Here is an 18,350-nt window from a genome sequence, read left to right as displayed (position 1 = left end):
CATGGCCGCCACAACGACGACCAGCCGGACAACGCTGGACATCTACGAGTCAGGTGACGCCGCCCTGCGCGTGGTGGCACGGTCCGGTGACGCGGAAGCGAACTGGTCCACCGTCCACTCCCTTGCGGGTTGGTTGGCTACCGCCGGCGTCGACGGCATTTACGGCGCCGTTCCCACCTACGACTCCGTCCTGGTCGAATTCGACCCCTACCTCACCTCAGCGCGCCAGGTCCGGGCGTTCGTCCTCCTCGGAATGCGCCAACTGGACTTTGTTGGTACCACCCTGCGGGAACCGCGCCAATTCGAAGTGCCTGTGGTGTACGGCGGCGACTACGGGCCCGACCTGGACCGCGTGGCAGAGCACCAAGGCCTCGACATTGAGGACGTCATCGCCAGGCACACGGCCAAAACCTACATCATCCGCTGCCTTGGGGCCCCGGCAGGATCGCCCATGATGGACGGGCCGGACTTCCCGGCCCCCGTTCCCAGGCTCAAGGACCCGCGGCTGTCCGTTCCCGCCGGTGCCGTATCCGTGGCCGGACGCCAGGCCGTCATCGCGCCCGCAGTGGCGCCGGGTGGCTGGTGCGTCATCGGCCAGACCCCCTTGACGGTCCTGGACGCAGCACGCGAACCCCTGGTGCCCTACGTTCCCGGCGACGAACTGCGCTTCTACCGCATTCCCGCCGAGGACTTCGGAAACTTCGCCGGGCAGTTCCTGGAGGCAAGGCCATGACCGGGTCACTGATCATCCTGCAGCCTGGCCACTCCGTGGTCACCGACCTCGGCCGGACGAAGGGCCCCGCCTACGGCCTCCCCGTCAACGGCGCCCTGGACCAGTACTCCGCCAAAGCCGCGAACATCCTTGCCGGCAACGAAGACAACGACCCCCTGCTGGAACTCACCGCGCTGGACTTCCGGATGCGGGCCACCACCGACCTGCTCATCGCGGTCACCGGTGCACCCCTGGACCTCACGGTGGGCGGCCGTGAATGCCCGCAATGGGAGCCGGTATCTGTCCGGGCTGGCGAAACAGTGACTGTCCGCGGAATCCGCACCGGTCTCCGGGCCTACATCGCCGTCCACGGATCCTTCACGGTCCCCAGCCTGCTGGTCAGCTGCGCCCCTGACACTGTGGTGGGCTTCGGGTTGAAGCTCGTGGAGGGCTTCCGCCTGGAAACCCGGAAGACCACCGCGCCGATCACCCAGCCACACTTTGGCCTGCCGCTGTTCCGGCTGGGCCTCACCAAACCCGACTTCACCACCAACCCGGTCATCGATGTCACCGACGGGCCGGACGTGGCGGAATTCGGGGACACGGCCGACTTGCTGTTCACCACGCAGTACACCGTAAGCCCCCGCAGCAACCACATCGGACTGCGGCTCGGTGGTGCCCTTCCCGAGCGCCAGCTCACGTCCGAAGTGCTCTCCCGCGGCGTTCCGGTCGGAGCCATCGAGGTCCCATCCCGGGAGGAACTGCTGGTGCTGCACCGGGGACGCGGCGTCACGGCGGGCTACCCGGTCCTGGCAGTGGTCACAAGCCGCTCCCTGGACCTCCTGGCCCAAGCCAGGCCTGGACATACCGTCACCTTCAGAAAGACAACCGTCGCTGAAGCAACAGCCATGCACCGCACAGCCTGCCTGGAACTGGACAAATTACGGAACACCATCAACACAGTCTTCGGTCTCCTCGGGATCGGCGCCGGCCAGCGCTGGTACGAACTCAGCCCAGCGTCAGGAGCCTGAACATCATGAATGCTTTTCCCACCGCCAAGGACCGCGCCCACAAACCGCTACGCGATCCCTAACCCCTGCCAACCCGGGGCTACTACGTCCAGCCCATTGCCGGACGCAAGAGCCCGCCCATTCGCACTTTTTGGAGTACCAATGCCTTTTTCCGACTACACCACCGCCCTCGTCACCGGTGCATCCACCGGCATGGGCGCCGCCATCGCCGAACGGCTGGCCAAGCGCGGCCTCACCGTCCACGCGGTGGCCCGCAATGAGGAACGCCTCGCTGAACTGGCGGACCGTACGGGAGTCGTCCCGCACGTGGTGGACCTGACAGACACCGCCGCCCTGACCGCCGTCGTCAATGACCTGAAAGTGGACGTCCTGGTCAACTGCGCGGGTGTGTCCCGGCCCGGCAACATCCTGGATTCCTCCGAGCAGGACATCGACGAGCTGGTGGACGTGAACCTCCGCGGGCTGCTGCAGCTCACCCGGCTGGTGCTGCCCGGCATGGTGGAGCGCGACCTGGGCCACGTGGTGAACATCAGCTCGATCGCCGGCGTCTACAACTTCTACGGCCACACGGTCTACCACGCCACCAAGGCCGCCGTGCACCAGATCTCCCGCCAGCTCCGCAACGACACCGTGGGCAAGCGCATCCGGGTCACCGAAATCTGCCCGGGCCGCGTGGAAACCGAAATCTTCGGCCGCAACCTGGGCGGCAGCCCCGAGGCCATGGAAGAAGCCTGGAAGACGTACTACGAAGGCTACGAATCGCTGACTACCGACGACATTGTTAACGCCCTTGATTACGCCATTGAGACGCCGCGGCACGTGAATGTTGGCATGCTTGAACTCATGCCCACCTTCCAGGTCCCGGGCGGCCTGACCTTCGACCGCCGCGAGCCCACCGCCTGACACCCGTCCCGCTCTTCAACCACCACCAACCGATAGGTCCCCACCAATGCAGCACGTGCACACCGTCAGCTTTCCCGACCCCCAGCTCCTGGCTGACCTGTCGCCGCTTCCCGGCGGCCTGCACGGGGTGGTATGGGACATGAAGGAAGCCCCCGGTGGGGACCTGGGCAGCATCGACGGCGTCATTCTGCCCTACATCAATGCCGGGGCAGTGCTGGGTTCCCTGGGCAAGGTCCCGGACCTCAAGTTTGTGCAGACGCAGTCAACAGGGTACGACGGCGTCTGCGAGGCCGCCGGTCCGCGCGCCGCAGTGGCAAACGCCTCGGGCGTCCATGCAGCTGCCACCGCGGAACTGGCCGTTGGCCTCATGCTCGCCAAGCTGCGCGGCATCGACCAGGCCGTTAAGGACCAACAGGTCGAAAGCTGGAAGCCGCAGCGCCGCCAGTCCCTGGCCGACCGCAAGGTCCTGCTGCTGGGCATCGGCGGAATCGGCAAGGAACTGGCCCGCCGCCTGGAACCGTTCGAAGTCACTATCACCCGGGTGGGAAGCACGGCCCGCACGGACGCCGACGGGCAGGTCCATGGCCCGGACGAACTGGTGGCCCTCGCCGCGGACCACGACATCCTGGTCTCCGTCCTGCCCGTGAATGACAACACCCACCATCTGGTGGGCCGGGACGTCCTGGCCGCCCTGCCCGACGGAGCCCTGGTGGTGAACGTGGGCCGCGGCGCCGTCATCAGCACCGAGGCCCTGACCCGCGAAGTGGTCTCCGGCCGCCTCCAGTGCGCCATCGACGTGGTCGATCCGGAGCCGCTTCCCGCCGGCCACCCGCTGTGGTCCGCGGAGAACGCCCTCATCACCCCGCACGTGGGCGGCAACGCCTCGGCCTTTGAGCCCCGGATCCTGAAACTCCTGAAGCAGCAGCTCGAGGCGCTGGCCGCCGGCCAAACCCCGGCCAACCTGGTGCAGAACGGGCCCTTCCAGCAGGGCCCGTTCTAACGGCCGCCGCCGGGATCTGATGCAAAACGACTATGAAGAGGAAGTAGCCAGGATATGACAGGGCTTTTTGATCTCACGGGGCGCGTAGCCCTGGTCACCGGTTCGAGCAGGGGCATCGGTTCGGCCCTTGCCAAAGCGCTGGCCGACGCCGGGGCGACGGTGGTGCTGAACGGCGTCAACGAAGAACGTCTCAAGGATGCAGCGGCTGCCATGGCGGCGGAGTTCCCGCCGGGCCGGATCCACAGCATCGCCTTCGATGTGACCGACGACGGTGCTGCCGCCCGCAGCATCCGCTGGATCGAGGACAACGTGGGTCCGCTGGAAATCCTGGTGAACAACGCCGGCATCCAGCACCGGGTCCCCATGCTGGACCTGGACGTGGCCGACTGGGAACGCGTCCTCTCCACTGACCTCACCAGCGCCTTCCTGGTGGGCCGCGAAGCCGCCCGGCACATGATCGGCCGGGGCCGGGGCAAGATCATCAACATCTGCTCCGTGCAGGCCGACCTTGCCCGTCCCACCATCGCCCCGTACATCGCCGCGAAGGGTGGCCTGCGGAACCTCACCCGCGCCATGACCGCCGAATGGGCAGCGTCAGGGCTGCAGATCAACGCCGTTGCACCGGGCTACATCCACACCGAAATGACCCAGAACCTGGTGGATGACGAGGAGTTCAACTCCTGGATCCTCGGCAGGACGCCGGCCCACCGCTGGGGCACCGTGGAGGACCTGGCCGGTCCGGTGGTGTGGCTGGCCTCGGACGGCTCCAACTTCGTGAACGGACAGACCATCTTCATCGATGGCGGAATGACGGTGGTGGTCTGATGGCAACGTCCCTTGATATCGCATTGCCCGCCACCGGGCCGGCGCTGGTGGCCCATGCCGCGGGCGACCTGCGGATCGACGAGGTCCCGCTGCCCAAGCCCGCACCTGACGAAGCGGTGGTTGAGGTCCTCTACGGCGGGATCTGCGGCTCGGACCTGCACTACTGGCTGCACGGTGCGGCGGGGGAGTCCATCCTCAAGGCGCCGCTGGTCCTGGGCCACGAAATCTCCGGCGTGGTGGTGCGCGCAGCGGCGGATGGCTCCGGTCCGCAGGCAGGGACCGCCGTCGCCGTCCACCCCGCAACGCCCGGTCCCGGCGCCGCGCGCTACCCGGCGGACCGGCCCAACCTGTCGCCGGGCTGCACGTACCTTGGCAGCGCCGCCCGCTACCCGCACAAGGATGGTGCATTCAGCCGTTACGTCACGCTGCCTGTCCGGATGCTCCGCCCGCTTCCGGACAGCATCGACCTGCGCACCGCGGCACTGATCGAACCCGCGTCCGTCGCCTGGCACGCAGTGTCCAGGGCCGGGGATGTCCGCGGCAAAACTGCGCTGGTCATCGGCTCCGGCCCCATCGGTGCCCTCGCCGTCGCCGTCCTGAAGCGTGCCGGCGCCGCGCGGATTACCGCCGTCGACCTCCATCCCAAACCGCTGGAGATCGCCACGGCCGTGGGCGCCGACCAGGTGATCAACGCCGCGGACACCGAAGCCATCGCCACCGTGGAGGCCGACGTCGTGATCGAATCCTCCGGCAACCACCACGGGCTGGCCTCGGCCATCCGCGGCGCGGTGCGCGGCGGCACCGTGGTGATGGTGGGGCTGCTGCCCACCGGCATGCAGCCGGTGCCCATCTCCCTGGCCATCACCCGCGAACTTCAACTGCTGGGCTCCTTCCGCTTCAACGATGAAATCGACGACGTCATCACTGCCCTGGCCGACGGGACCCTGCACATCGAGCCCGTCATCACGCACGAATTCCCGCTGGCCGACGCGCTCCACGCCTTCGAAGTAGCCAGGGACTCCACGAGCTCCGGCAAGGTGCTCCTCTCCTTCGGCGATGCGGGGCAGGCCCAATGAGCGGGCACCTGCCTCCGCTGGTGGTGATGGGAGTCTCCGGCTGCGGCAAGTCCACCGTTGGTGCCCTCCTGGGCCGGCGCCTGGGCAAGCCGTTCTTCGACGGCGACGACTTCCACCCGGCCGGCAACAAGGAAAAGATGGGCGCCGGGATTCCGCTGACCGACAGCGACCGGGAACCATGGCTCGCCGTCCTGGGCGGGCTGCTTGCAGGACAGGGTGTGTTGCCTGCGGAACAAAACGGCGTGCTTGCAGGAGAGACCGGCCTGCTTGCAGGAACGGACGACGGCGGGCCAGCAGTGCCGCCGATTGTCGCCTGCTCCGCGCTCAAGCGCCGGTACCGTGACCTGCTGCGCGGCTACGCGCCGGACCTGGTGTTCGTCCACCTCGCCGGCAGCGCGGAAACCATCGGGGTGCGGATGGACGCCCGCGCCCACGAATTCATGCCGCGCACGCTGCTGGACTCGCAGTTCGCCGCGCTGGAGGACCTGGAGGAGGGCGAAGCCCACGTTCTTGCCGACATCACGCAGCCTCTCGATGTCCTCGTGGAATCGGTGGTCCGGCAGCTCGAGGCAGGTGAACCGATGGCGCAGGCAAGACCCGTGTCTTCCCTGGACGCTCTCCGCTCCGCCTGAGGACTTTCCTTGAAATGTGGGTGGTAGGTAGACTGGTCTACCTACCACCTTTGCGAGGAGTGCCCATGGCTGCTTCAGGCCTCTCGACCCCTTCCCGCTCGAGCCCTGCGCGGCCTCCCGCCCGCGAGCTCCTGCTCGAGGCTGCAGCGCGCCTTTTCTATGCGAATGGTGTCGCCGCCACCGGGATCGACACCATCACTGCCGAGGCTGGAGTGGCCAAGAAGAGCCTCTACAACAACTTCAGTTCCAAAGCGGACCTGGTGGCTGCATATCTGGAGGCCCGCCACGAGGAATGGCTGAGGCTCTACCGCAAGCGGCTGGAAACGGCGACGACACCGCGTGGCCAGGTCCTGGCGGTCTTCGATGCCTATCTGGACCACGCCAACTTCGCTTACGAGCACGGCTTCCGGGGCTGCGGCCTGCTCAACGCCGCGGCGGAACTGCCGGCCGGGGACCCTGGCAGGGACGCTGTGCGCCGCCACAAGGAAGAAGTGCAGGAACTCCTCGCGCGGCACGTGGCGGGGTTGTTGCCGGGCCGGAAAGAACAGGCCCCCGCAATCGCTGCGCACCTGGCGTTCCTGCTCGAAGGCGCCATGGCCAGGGCCGGCCTGGAAGGCTACGACGGCCCGCTGAAGGAAGCCGGCCGCATCGCCGGACAGCTGCTGGACGCCCTATGAACACCAGCCGCAGCCATCCCAAGGCACAGCTGTGGGGAGCGATGTCCATTGTGGCTGCCTCCGTCCTTTGGGGTACCACCGGGACCGCAGCCACCTTTGCCCCCGCCGTGAGTCCACTGGCGATTGGCGCCGTCGCAATGGGCTTGGGCGGCCTGCTGCAGGCCCTCTTCGCCGCACGGCACATCGCCGTCCAGTCAGGCAGCCTGCTCGAACGGTGGCGCCTGCTGTCGCTCGGTGCCGCGGCGGTGGCCACCTACCCGCTGGCCTTCTACAGCTCCATGCACCTCTCCGGCGTGGCAGTGGGAACCGTCGTCTCGATCGGCTCGGCCCCCGTCGCCGCAGCCCTCATCGAACGCTTCGCGGACAGGAAGCCGCTGAGCCGGCGATGGATTCTTGGCGCCCTGCTGGGAGTCAGCGGCTCCGCGCTGCTGTCCTTAGCCGGTCACGCCCCGGCAGGATCAGTTTCTCCCGCAGCTGCGCCGGCGGCTGCGGGAGCGTTCACGGATTGGGGTTCAACGGTGGGAATCCTCCTTGGGCTGCTGGCCGGCACCACGTATGCCCTGTATTCCTGGGCGGCACACCGCCTCACCGGTCAAGGGGTCACCCCCAGGGCGGCCATGGGAAGCATCTTCGGGCTGGGCGGGCTCCTCCTGATGCCTGTCCTCGCCCTGACGGGCGGCCCGCTTTTGGAGTCCTGGGGCTACGCGGGCGTGGGTGCCTACATGGCAGTGGTGCCGATGTTTGCCGGGTACCTCCTGTTCGGCTGGGGCCTGGCCCGGGTGGGGGCGAGCACGGCCACCAGCATCTCCCTGCTGGAAACCGTGGTGGCTGCCGTCCTGGCGGTACTCGTGGTGGGCGAAAGGCTTCCGGCACTCGGCTGGCTTGGCGCCGCCGTCGTTCTGGCCAGCCTGTTCATCCTAACCCCACGCACCCGCCCGGCAGCAGAACCAAAAGGAACTCCAGGGCTGGCGGCGGCAATGCCAGGACCACGCCCGACAAAGCAATGAAGGCAACGGCATAGATAACGCACTGGGGCAGGAACCGCTGCGGGATCAGCCGGTGCGCTGCCGCCCAGCACTCCGGGCCAGGACCGTGGGGCCCAGCAGCAGGCAGGCGCCCAGCCCCAGCAGCAGGATCCCCAGCACTACCGCACCCGGAGCGGGGATCCCGGCCCCGGCGACGATAAGCACTATGCCGATCAGCGCCGACACCATCCCCGGCAACAGGCCTGCGGGGAAACGGCGCGCCGGGTAGCCGGACAGCAACTCCATGGCCAGATGGGGATCGTCCGCGATCAGCCCCAGTTCGAGCTCCTTGAGCAGGCGTCGCTCCTCATCGGACATTGGCATGGCGGGCCCCTGTTTCCCTGGGAGGCGGTGACGGTATCGACCGTAGGAGCCTTCTACCGGTTAGTCAATAGTTTCAACGGCCCAGGCTGCCCTCATTCCAGGACGTCGTAGCGCAGCTCATTCCCCAATACCCGTACGCCTTTGGTGGGAACGTGCGGAACTGCCTTGGCGGGCGGCATCAGGTGTTCAACGGGCAGGCTGGCCAGCAGGACGCAGTGGTCCGAGATGAGGCGGCGGTGGCAGCGCCACCACAGGGTTTCACTGCACATAATGGCGGTCCGTGCCGCTTGGGAAGCGGCCACCAGCTCAGCGGCGGCCGTCAGGAAGTCATCGCTGCGCATATAGCCGGCGTATGCGCGGAATGACTCATTGCGAAGGGCCGTATCCGGAGAGTCCGGGAGCAGCTTGCGGAAGCCGCCCAGCCGCTTCTCCCAGCGGTAGCCGATGCCAGCCTCCGGAAGCCACACGGCCAATTGGTCCTTGCCGAAATGCGGATGCTTGCGGCTGCCCGGCCCGATCCGCACATCCACCAGCGACGTCACCCCCGCGGTCTGCAGCAGCGCTGTGAAGTCCTCCTGGGAGGCGGTGCCGTGGCCGATCGTGAACAGCGTTTCCATCCCGGCCATCATAGGCAGGTGCCTTCCGCCGTGCCCCGGTTCCGCGGCATTGTGGCATCAGGCCCCGGAAAGCCGGTTACCGGCGTCGTAATTCCGCGAACTCGATGGACGGCACGATGGCGCCCGCGTCCCGCTCCACGAAGTTGGTTCCCGGGGGCACCAGGTCGTCGATGGCATCCAGCACCGATTCGCCCAGCCGGACGTCCGCCGCGCGCAGGTACGCCTGGAGATGTTCCTCGCTGCGCGGGCCGATGATCACGCTGCTGATGGCGGGGTGGGCCAGGGCGAACCCAACGGCCAGGTCCACCAGTGACATCTCCAGCTTGTCAGCCAGGCGGGCCAGCGAGTCTGCGGCGAGCAGCTTGCGCTCGCTGGATGGCCCGGACAGGTCGTACCGGCCGGGAAGCGTGTGGACCCGGGTGGGCGGCCTGCCCGATTCCAGGACGAAGCTGCCCGAAAGCCAGCCGCCCGCCAACGGGCCGTAGGCAAGGACACCCAGCCCGTACTGCTGGGCGATGGGCAGCACATCGCGTTCGTTGCCGCGGACCAGCATGGAGTACGGAACCTGGTTGCCCAGCGGCGGGACCAGGTGGTTGGTGGTGGCCAGCCACTGCGCCTCCACAAGCTGTGCCGGCGTGAACACCGAGGTGCCGTAGTACAGGATCTTGCCCTGGCGGATCAGGTCATTCAGGGTTGTGATGGTTTCCAGGACGTCCGTGTTGTAGTCCGGCCGGTGCGCCTGGTAGAGGTCGATGCGGTCCGTCTGCAGCCGGCGGAGGCTGCCCTCCACCGCCTGGGTGATCCAGCGCCGGGAGTTTCCGGAGTGCGCCGGGTTGGGGCTCATCTGGCCGTGGAACTTGGTGGCCAGGAAGACGTCATCCCGGCGGCCGCGCAGCGCACGGCCCACCACCTGCTCCGATTCACCTTGCGAGTAGACGTCCGCGGTATCAATCGCGGTGATGCCGGCGTCCAGTGCTGCATGGATGATGCGGATGCCCTCATCAGCCCCCGTGGGGGCGCCCTGGCCATTGCCGGTCCCCTCGCCGAAATTCATGGTCCCAAGGGTGAGGGGACTGATGGGAGTACCCGACCGTCCGAACACCCGCAGCTCGCTAAGGCTCATCTCCGGTCTCCTCCACTCAGTTGCCGTGCCCTGGATCGGTCACGACGCTACACAGATTCGGCAGGCAGCCGCAGATTCGTGTTTTAGTCCTTCGCTTTTCGTCGCATGGAGTAACCGGGACCGCCGGGATGACGTTTTGTGGCGAGCAGCCGGGCCGCGTAAGCGATGGAGCGTGACCCCGCACTTCCATCCGTAGCAGCCAGGATCCACACCTTAAGCCCGTCTTGACGCGCCTGGCTGCGGCGTGGGTTTCGCCTCCGCGCCGCCCTGCAATAATCTGAACCAACGGTTGTGCACTGGGGTGTGAGCGCCCGGCACGACAGGCAGCACTGTAAGTTCCGGGACCATCACAGACGAGGCGGACACCCATGACGGCTTCAGACCAGCAGCACGCAGCACGGCCACCGATTCCCGCAGGCCCTCCAGCCGATGCCACGGGGCCGGTGGATCCGCACCTGCTGCAGCAGCTGGCCGACGCGCATGGCGTGGGCACGTCCTTCCAGGGCTGGGACGGCCTTCCCCACTCCGTCGCCGAGCCGACGCTGATCAAGGTGCTGGCGGCGCTGGGAGTGCAGGCGCACACCAACCAGCAGATCGAGGCCGCCCTGGCCGAGGTGGAACTGGCGCCCTGGCGCCGGATGCTGCCGCCCGCCGTCGTCGTCAAGGAGGGCGAACCGGCGCAGGTGCCGGTCCACGTACGGGACGGTGCCACCGCGAGCTTGAGCATCATCCTTGAAGGCGGAGCGGGATCGCGGGAAGCAGCCCAGCAGGACCTCTGGATCGAGCCCAGGGAGGTCGACGGCGTCTCCACCGGACGTGCCACGTTCTCCCTTCCCGAGGACCTGCCATTGGGCTGGCACACCCTGCAGGCAGAGTCGGAGGGTGCCACGGCCACTGCCGTCCTGGTGGTTACGCCCGCCCGGCTGGGCACCGCCAAGCCACTGGAGGAGCGCCGCGGCTGGGGGCTGGCCACGCAGCTGTATTCGCTCCGGTCGAAGCGGTCCTGGGGCATCGGGGACTTTGCCGACCTGGCGGACCTGGCGGCGATCAGCGGCGCCCGAGGTGCCGACTACGTACTGGTCAACCCGCTGCACGCCGCCGAGCCCGTTCCGCCCGTCCAGCCCTCGCCCTACTCGCCCTCCACCCGCCGGTTCTTCAACCCCCTGTACATCCGCGTGGAGGCCATCCCCGAGCTGGCGTACCTCCGGCCCCGGAAACGTGCGGCGCTGGAAAAGCTGCACGAGGAAGTGGCAGGACTGAACAAGGAAGGCGAACGGCTGGACCGGGACGCCGTCTTCGCAGCCAAGCTGCAAGCACTGGAGATGCTGTACCACACGCGGCGCTCGCCCTCCCGGCAGGCAGCGTTCGATGAATTCTGCCGCATCTCCGGCAGCGGCCTGGACGATTTTGCGCTGTGGTCCGCCATCCGCGAGGACCTGCCGCCGGGCGATGCCCTGTGGACGGATCCGGCCTACGCCATCGGTAGACCGGAGGCGGAGGCGCTGCGTGAGAAGCTGGCGGACCGGATCGGGTTCCACCGCTGGCTGCAGTGGATCTGTGACGAGCAGTTGGAAAACGCCCAGCAGGCGGCGCTCCACTCCGGCATGCGGCTGGGCGTGGTGCACGACCTCGCCGTCGGCGTGGACCACAGCAGTGCCGACGCGTGGACGCTGGGCGGTGTACTGGCCCCGAACACCAGCGTTGGCGCGCCGCCGGATATGTACAACCAGCAGGGCCAGGACTGGGGCCAGCCGCCCTGGCACCCGGCGCGCCTGGCCGAGGCCGGCTATGAACCGTTCCGCAACATGCTGGCCAACGTGCTCCGGCATGCCGGCGGCATCCGCGTGGACCACATCCTTGGCCTGTTCCGGCTGTGGTGGATCCCCATGGGGAACGCCCCCGGGGACGGTGCCTATGTCCGGTACGACCATGAGGCCCTGATCGGAATCCTCGCCTTGGAAGCCCACCGCGCCGGGGCCGTGGTCATCGGGGAGGACCTGGGCACCTTCGAGCCCTGGGTGCGTGACTACCTCGCCGCCCGTGGCATCCTGGGCACCTCCATCCTCTGGTTTGAGTACGACGGCGATTCACCCCTTGCGCCGGAGAAGTACCGAATGCAGGCGCTCGCCAGCGTGAACACCCACGACCTCCCGCCCACGGCCGGCTACCTGGCCGGAGACCACGTGGGTCTGCGCAGCCGGCTGGGCCTGCTGGAGCGGTCCGAACAGGAGGAACGCGCCGAGCACAACGCGTCGCTGGAGAAGATGTTTGCCCTGCTGCGCGAACGCGGGTACCTCTCCGAGGGGACTGCTGGCGGGGCCGGTGCACAGTCGGCGGAGGAGCACACCATCGAGGCGCTGCACCTCCTGCTGGCCCAGGCGCCGTCAGTGCTGCTGGGGGTGGCGCTGGTGGACGCGGTGGGGGAGCGACGGGTCCAGAACCAGCCGGGAACCACCGAGGCGCTGTACCCCAACTGGCAGGTTCCGCTGGGCGGCCCGGACGGCAGGCCCGTCTACCTGGACGACCTTCCCGCCAATAAGCGTTTCAACGCACTGCTCGCCGCGGTGGAGGGGGCCATACACGGGTCCTGAACAGCTGGTTAAGCACCATGGCCCCGCCGCTTCCTTAAGCGGCGGGGCCCTGGTGTTTGTTCCGCAGGCCTAGCCTGCAGTGATCACGTGCGTAAAGTGGTTGTACCGGAAGGTGACCGGGCCGCCGTCGTGCTCAAACACGATGTTGGCCCCAGGCGTTGCCCCGCCGGCCCCGTAACTGACTTCCCAGGATTTATTCAGGGCCGCTTTGAACTCATAGCTTCCCGCCGGCAGGTCCGGCACAGTGAGCTTCCAGACGAGGTCTGCAGGGTCCAGCACCAACTGCGCCTGGGCGCAGGACGGTTCCCAGTCCGAGGCGCAGCCAAGCTCGCTGTCCATGCTTCCGGCCGCTGCCACGGCAGATGGCTGCTGTGACGCGTAGACGGCGCTGAGAAGGTGCGTGCTGTTGTCGTACCTGAAGGTGACCCGGCCACCGGGGTGGTCCAGCACGATGTTCTGGCCATTCAGCTGGCCGTCGGCACCGTAGTTTTCGTCCCAGCTGCCGTTGAGCGCGGCCTTGTACTCATATTTCCCGGCCGGCAGGTTCGCGGTCAGCCGCCATATGCGGTCCGCCGGGTCCAGGACCATCTTTGCCTGCGGGCAGGCCGGATCCCACTGCGCCGTGCAGCCCATGGCCTGGTTCAGTGATCCGGCCACCGTGACCGAGTCAGGCTGCGGCGCCTGGCCTACCGTGACGGTCCTGATGCCGCTGGTGACGCTGAAGCCCGTGCCGGTCATGGCGGCCCGGTACTGGACCTTGGTGCCATCAGCCAGGGCGGAGATATCATCGGTTGCCGAGTACACGGGCGACGACGAATCGGTCCCCACCGCCGTCCACTCCCCGCCGTTCACGCTCCGCTCAAAGGACACCACATAGCTGGCCTTCTCCGGATCGGCGGTGGCACTTAGTTCCACCTTGCCTTCCACGCTGCTGCCCTCGGCCGGCTTCTGCAGGGCCAGGACGGGCGCGGGGACGCTTGCCGAACGGCTCCGGCTGGTGGCGGTGTGCCCGCCGTTGTCCAGCACGGTGGCGCGGTACTCCAGGGGCGTGCCGGCGTCCAGTGCCGCGACGTCGTGGAACACCTGGTACGGAGCAGTGTCGTCCGTGCCGATCTGCTGCCATGCGCCGCCTGCCGTCCTTGCTTCGAAGGTGACCTCGTAGAACGAAGTACCGTCGACGTCGGCCGTTACGTTGATGCGCCCGTTGTCACTTTGCGCTGGAGCCGGCTGCTGGAGGGCGACGGCGGGTGCAGCCTTTGAGTGCGGGATCCGCCCCGAGGATTCGTAGACGACGGCGGAGAGCGGCGGCACGGTCACCGTCAGCTTGGCGTCTTCCGAGGTTTTGGCCTCGTCGGCCCCTTCGCCGTAGATCCGCGTGTAGCTGCGCTTGGCAATGTAGGTGGGGATTGCCGCCGTCTGTGGCTGGGCGCTGTTGTTCAGGGCCACCACGTATTCGCGCTGGTCCTGCGCATCGGTGCGGGAGAAGGCGTAGATCCCCGGTCCGTCCGAGGCGTAGCGGTGCTGGTGGGCGCCGTTCCGCAGCGCCGGGTGTTCCTTGGTAAGGGCTGCCAGTTCGTGGATCTTGGCGTACAGCGGGTGGCCTTGGTTGAAGTTGTCCGTGGCGTGGGTGGCGTCCGTGCCCAGCAGGTCGTCGTCGAGGTACTCCGGCACCTTGCTGGCGAAGAGTGTCTGGCGTGCGTCCTGGTCACCGCCCGGCCCGGTGAAGCCCTGCTCGTCGCCGTAGTAGACCACCGGGTTGCCGCGGGAGAAGTACATCAGCTCGTGGGCCAGTTCGTCACGGGATACCTTCTCGGCGTCGCTGGCGGCGGGGTTGTCCTGGCTGATGAAGCTGCCGATGCGGCCCATGTCGTGGTTGCCCAGGAAGGTGGGCAGTTCGTAGACGTTGGAGTCGGCGTCGGTGTACCAGTCGTCGCCGGCGAAGAAGGTTTGCAGCGCCGTGGCGTCCTGGCTCTTGGAGGCGAAGTTGCGGGCCGCGTCCTGGAAGGGGAAGTCCAGGACTGCCTGCATCTTGTTGCGGGTGGTGAACTGCGAGGTGAAGCTCTTGCTGGTGTCGAAGACCTCGCCGAACATGAAGAACTCGTCCTTGCCATGCTCCTTGGCGTAGCTGAGGACGTTGGGACCGAATTCCTGCCAGAACTCGTTGTTGACATGCTTCATGGTGTCGATCCGGAAGCCGTCCACGCCGAAGTCGCCGATCCACGACTCGTAGATGTCTTCCATGCCGTGCACCACTTTGGGATTTTCGGTGAAGAGGTCATCCAGGCCGAAGAAGTCCCCGTACATGGAGTCCTCGCCGGTGAAGGTGGTGTCGCCCCGGTTGTGGTACAGCGTGGGGTCGTTCAGCCAAGCCGGCACTTTGAGGTTCTCTTCGCCGGGAGCCAGGACGGGTTTGTAGGGGAATGAGGTGTTGGCGTCCAGTTGGGGGAAGGTTCCGGTTCCGGCGTAGTCGCGGTCATCGAATGCTTCGCCGGAGGCCGTCCTGTACGGGACGGCGTCCTTGGAGACGTAGCCCTTGCGGTCCCCTTCCTGGTAGCCGATGACGTCCGCCGTGTGGTTGGTGATGATGTCGAAGTACACCTTCATGCCGCGGGCGTGGGCTTCGTTGATGAGGGCCTTGAGTTCGTCATTGGTGCCCAGGTGCGGATCGATCTGGGTGAAGTCGGTGACCCAGTAGCCGTGGTAGCCGGCTGACTTGTCCTCGGGCTGGACTGCCTTGTTCTTGAAGCTGGGGGTCAGCCAGATCGACGTGGTGCCCAGGCCCTGGATGTAGTCGATCTTGCTGCGCAGGCCTGCGAGGTCGCCGCCGTTGTAGAAGCCCTTCTTTGTGGGATCAAAGCCGGAGACCATGGGGTCTGGGCCCAGCCCGCCCTGGTCATTGGCGGTGCTGCCGTTGCTGAACCGGTCCGCCATGACGAAGTAGAAGTTCTCATCCGTCACGGGACCACGGAGCGAATGGAGGGCCGATGCGGATGCCTGGCCCTTGCCGCGGGCATCCTTCAAGCCCGGATCGTCGGAACCAGGAGCGCCGTGGGCAGGAAGGACTGCCGCGGAAACGGCAACGGCGGCGGCCAGGAGGCCGGCGGCCGACGTGGCTGCGAGTCGCCTGCCGGTGGGTAGGCCAGCGGCGGGGGGTTGTGTTCCTGCCGGGCTTGCCGGCAGTTTGGCGCGTGGGGGTGCGCCGGGAGGGGTGCGGAATAACAAGGGTGAGACCTTCCTGGGAAGCAGCGCTGCTGTACAGGCATGCCGTTGACATGGGGATGCGGCAGGAGGATTCCAAAAGACAGCATGCTGTCCATGTGAATCAAGTCACAACTGTAAGCGCTTGCACTGGATTACTCCAGTGTTTAGGGAACGCAGCGTACTGGGAAGTTCTGCGGGAGGGTCCTGCTAGTCGGCGGCCACCAATGCGGTGGGTGACGGGGTCTGCAGGTTGTGCAGTGCCGGTCCTGGGAGGCCGGTGATGGGGTCCAAGTCAAACGTGGTGATGTTGTCCGAGCGTTCGTGGGCCACGTGGAGCCAGTTTTCACGGAGCAGGTGATGCCGCGGCCAGTTCCCGCCGCTGTCAAAGTCCTTGACAGGAATGAGCTCCGTACCTTCCCCGCCAACTTCCAGGACACTGATGAGGTTCGAGCCGCGGACGCCGGCGTAGGCGAAGTTCCCCTGGAGGCCGAGGCAGATTTCAGCGGCAGAATCGCCTTCCTGGCTTCCGCCGACGGTTGCGGGTCCCCGGAATACCAACTCGAAGGTGCCTGCCTCGGGCCGGACCACGAACACCTCCACCGAGTATTCCGACACGATGAAGACGTTCCCGCTTGGGTGTTCCACCATGTGCCGCGGGCCGCTGGCGGCGGGGAGGACCACCTCGTGGTCGGCCACCAGTCCCGCGCCCGGCTGGTAGTTCCAAATGCGGAGGGTGTCATGGCCCAGGTCCGTGGTCATGATGCGGCCATCCTGGAGCACCAGGCTGGCATGGGCCCGGCTTTGCCTCGGGGCACCGGGAGAAAGGGCGGCGTGGGGATCAACCGAGGGCGCGGCGGGGAACCGCCCGGTCATGCCGCCGTCGGAATCCAGCTCGTAAAGGAGGACCTGCCCGTCGCCCCAGCACGCCGCGGTGACAAAGCGGCCGTGGGGGTCGACGGCGACATGGCAGGTGGCCTCGCCGGCAGGCTGCGGATTCCCGTAGGGTTCCAAGGCGGCTTCGCCGTGGCGGCGGTATGCCTTGACTTTCCCGCGCTGCTCGGCCGCCGCGTACACCACGGGAAGTGTTGGGTGGACAGCAACGAACGACGGCGATTGCGCCTCGACTGCCGTCCCTAACCATTCGAGGCTGCCGTCCGGGTGCTCACGGACAGCGCCGATGCCGTCCGCGCGGCCGCCGCCATCCGCGGTGTACGTACCGACCCAAATGATGTTGCTGGTTGCATTGCTGATGGCTGCCCCGTTGGTCATGGTCCAATCCTGCCAACACTTGGCCCTGTTGACGGTACCGGGCCACTGATTAGCATGGGATTTCCGGCAGTGCGGAAGGGAGATGCGTCGTGGTTATGGTTTCATTCATTTCGAAGGCCTTCCGACGTTCTTCGGAGATCCGGGCCTAGCCGGCGTGAAGGTGCCCGTCGGCTGCCCGGAAGGCGCTGCTCCGCTTCCTGCTGGACTACGGGATGTCCATGGCCAGTCCCCGCCGCTGGGTTTCGACCGGATCGTCTCCCAGTTGCGGTCTGTAGGCTGTGTTTTCGCCGAAGAGGAAGCCCGGCTTCTGCTGGCTGAGGACTCCGGCCCCTCTGAACTCTCCCGGAATGTCCAGCGCCGGATGGAGGGCGTCCCCCTGGAGCAGGTCCTGGGCTGGGCAGAGTTTGCCGGCGGCCGGGTTTTGGTTGAGCCCGGGGTTTTCGTACCCCGGCGCCGCACGGAGCTGCTGGTCAACCAGGCCCTTGTCTTGTTGCAGAACCATTTACTGCCGGTCTCCCCGGTTGTGGTGGACCTGTGCTGCGGCTCGGGGGCGGTCGGGGCTGCAATTCTTCGCCATGCCCCGCAGGTGGAGCTGCACGCGGCGGATATCGAGCCTGCTGCCGTGAGGTGCGCCCGGCGGAACCTGGAACCGCTGGGCGGCCACGTTCATGCGGGTGACCTGTTTGCGGCCCTCCCGCCCGCGCTGCAAGGCCAGGTCCGGGTGCTCGCCGTCAACGCTCCTTATGTACCCACCGAGGCCATCGGAATGATGCCGCCGGAAGCTCGGCTGTATGAGCCGGTCGTTTCATTGGACGGCGGGTCCGATGGGCTGGACTTTCATCGGCGGATTGTTGTCGACGCCATGAAGTGGCTGGCTCCCTCCGGTCATCTACTCATCGAGACCAGCGAGCGACAGGCCGGGGGCACCTCCGAAATCCTGGCCGCAGCCGGGTTCACTGTGCGCACAGTGCGGGCGGAAGAACTGGGCGGGACTGTGGTGGTCGGGCGCCGCACGGTGGAGGGAGTGCGGCGGCAGCACCCCGGTGGCGCCGTTCACCGGCAAGCTGATGGCCCTTGATCCCGGCATCACCGCAACGCCCCGGCCCGTAGATCCTCGACTTCCGCTTTACGTCAATCACGGCGCCCCTCTGGTGCGGTCAATTACAGGGGCCCTCTGGTGCGAATGAACTCATGTCTGACCGCAGGGGACCGTCGGGCCGCCACCAAGGAAGCAGGCCTCCGCGGACATTTCATTGTCGTTGGTGGAGTGGTGGGGGTGGTTTGAAGTAGTGGTTTTGTTGGGGTGTTTGGGTGGGGTCGATGTGGGGTGGGGGGATGAATGTG

At 67.0% G+C, this 18,350-nt stretch carries 16 protein-coding genes; 11 read left to right on the top strand and 5 right to left on the bottom strand.

Annotated features, from left to right (window positions below):
- Position 1: 1 nt before the first annotated feature.
- The 9 genes from ACR65J_RS19705 (at position 2) to ACR65J_RS19665 (ending at position 7,863) form a co-directional block, all read left to right on the top strand.
- The gene (locus tag ACR65J_RS19705) at positions 2–733 is read left to right on the top strand and encodes a 5-oxoprolinase subunit B family protein (protein WP_440172250.1); all 732 of its coding nucleotides are present in this window, start codon (positions 2–4) and stop codon (positions 731–733) included.
- Complete coding sequence (locus tag ACR65J_RS19700; RefSeq protein WP_440172248.1) at positions 730–1,743, top strand: 5-oxoprolinase subunit C family protein; 1,014 nt, start codon at positions 730–732, stop codon at positions 1,741–1,743. The genes ACR65J_RS19705 and ACR65J_RS19700 overlap by 4 nt, the downstream gene beginning before the upstream one ends.
- Positions 1,744–1,884: 141 nt before the next feature.
- Positions 1,885–2,646 (top strand): SDR family oxidoreductase, encoded by a 762-nt coding sequence (locus ACR65J_RS19695; RefSeq protein WP_440172246.1) that lies wholly within the window; start codon positions 1,885–1,887, stop codon positions 2,644–2,646.
- Positions 2,647–2,692: 46 nt separating this feature from the next.
- Positions 2,693–3,646, top strand: coding sequence for a 2-hydroxyacid dehydrogenase (locus ACR65J_RS19690; RefSeq protein WP_440172244.1), 954 nt, complete (start codon positions 2,693–2,695; stop codon positions 3,644–3,646).
- A gap of 54 nt (positions 3,647–3,700) precedes the next feature.
- On the top strand, positions 3,701–4,471 hold the full coding sequence (locus ACR65J_RS19685) for an SDR family oxidoreductase (RefSeq protein ID WP_440172241.1): 771 nt from the start codon (positions 3,701–3,703) through the stop codon (positions 4,469–4,471).
- Entirely contained in the window at positions 4,471–5,547 is a 1,077-nt protein-coding gene (locus ACR65J_RS19680) for an L-idonate 5-dehydrogenase (RefSeq protein ID WP_440172239.1), read from the top strand. The genes ACR65J_RS19685 and ACR65J_RS19680 overlap by 1 nt, the downstream gene beginning before the upstream one ends.
- Entirely contained in the window at positions 5,544–6,179 is a 636-nt protein-coding gene (locus ACR65J_RS19675) for a gluconokinase (protein WP_440172236.1), read from the top strand. The genes ACR65J_RS19680 and ACR65J_RS19675 overlap by 4 nt, the downstream gene beginning before the upstream one ends.
- A 65-nt stretch (positions 6,180–6,244) precedes the next feature.
- Complete coding sequence (locus ACR65J_RS19670) at positions 6,245–6,856, top strand: TetR/AcrR family transcriptional regulator (protein WP_440172235.1); 612 nt, start codon at positions 6,245–6,247, stop codon at positions 6,854–6,856.
- Positions 6,853–7,863 carry a DMT family transporter gene (locus tag ACR65J_RS19665; RefSeq protein ID WP_440172233.1) on the top strand — a complete coding sequence of 337 codons (1,011 nt, stop codon included), beginning with the start codon at positions 6,853–6,855 and terminating at the stop codon, positions 7,861–7,863. Before ACR65J_RS19670 ends, ACR65J_RS19665 begins: the two co-directional genes overlap by 4 nt.
- A gap of 45 nt (positions 7,864–7,908) precedes the next feature.
- Here the strand turns inward: ACR65J_RS19665 and ACR65J_RS19660 are convergent, their stop codons facing one another.
- The 3 genes from ACR65J_RS19660 to ACR65J_RS19650 form a co-directional block, all read right to left on the bottom strand.
- The gene (locus ACR65J_RS19660) at positions 7,909–8,205 is read right to left on the bottom strand and encodes a DUF3040 domain-containing protein (RefSeq protein WP_440172231.1); all 297 of its coding nucleotides are present in this window, start codon (positions 8,203–8,205) and stop codon (positions 7,909–7,911) included.
- A 92-nt stretch (positions 8,206–8,297) separates the two neighbouring features.
- The gene (locus ACR65J_RS19655) at positions 8,298–8,822 is read right to left on the bottom strand and encodes a DUF488 domain-containing protein (RefSeq protein WP_440172230.1); all 525 of its coding nucleotides are present in this window, start codon (positions 8,820–8,822) and stop codon (positions 8,298–8,300) included.
- A gap of 76 nt (positions 8,823–8,898) precedes the next feature.
- Positions 8,899–9,945, bottom strand: a complete 1,047-nt coding sequence (locus ACR65J_RS19650) for an aldo/keto reductase (protein ID WP_440172228.1) — start codon at positions 9,943–9,945, stop codon at positions 8,899–8,901.
- 368 nt (positions 9,946–10,313) lie between these two features.
- Here ACR65J_RS19650 and malQ point away from each other — a divergent pair, with 368 nt between their 5' ends.
- Entirely contained in the window at positions 10,314–12,536 is a 2,223-nt protein-coding gene (gene malQ, locus ACR65J_RS19645) for a 4-alpha-glucanotransferase (protein WP_440172226.1), read from the top strand.
- Positions 12,537–12,605: 69 nt separating this feature from the next.
- Here malQ and ACR65J_RS19640 read toward each other — a convergent pair whose 3' ends face one another.
- Together ACR65J_RS19640 and ACR65J_RS19635 are read right to left on the bottom strand one after the other, a co-directional pair.
- Complete coding sequence (locus ACR65J_RS19640; protein WP_440172224.1) at positions 12,606–15,758, bottom strand: alpha-amylase family glycosyl hydrolase; 3,153 nt, start codon at positions 15,756–15,758, stop codon at positions 12,606–12,608.
- Positions 15,759–15,944: 186 nt separating this feature from the next.
- A complete protein-coding gene (locus ACR65J_RS19635) occupies positions 15,945–17,006 on the bottom strand; it encodes a lactonase family protein (RefSeq protein WP_440172222.1) in 1,062 nt (353 codons plus the stop codon).
- Positions 17,007–17,160: 154 nt separating this feature from the next.
- On the opposite strand from ACR65J_RS19635, the gene ACR65J_RS19630 reads away from it, so the two are divergent.
- On the top strand, positions 17,161–18,084 hold the full coding sequence (locus ACR65J_RS19630) for a putative protein N(5)-glutamine methyltransferase (RefSeq protein ID WP_440172220.1): 924 nt from the start codon (positions 17,161–17,163) through the stop codon (positions 18,082–18,084).
- The last annotated feature ends 266 nt before the right edge of the window (positions 18,085–18,350 follow it).

The organism is Arthrobacter sp. SAFR-044 (genome assembly GCF_059414985.1).
This window is presented reverse-complemented; position numbering and strand designations above follow the sequence as displayed.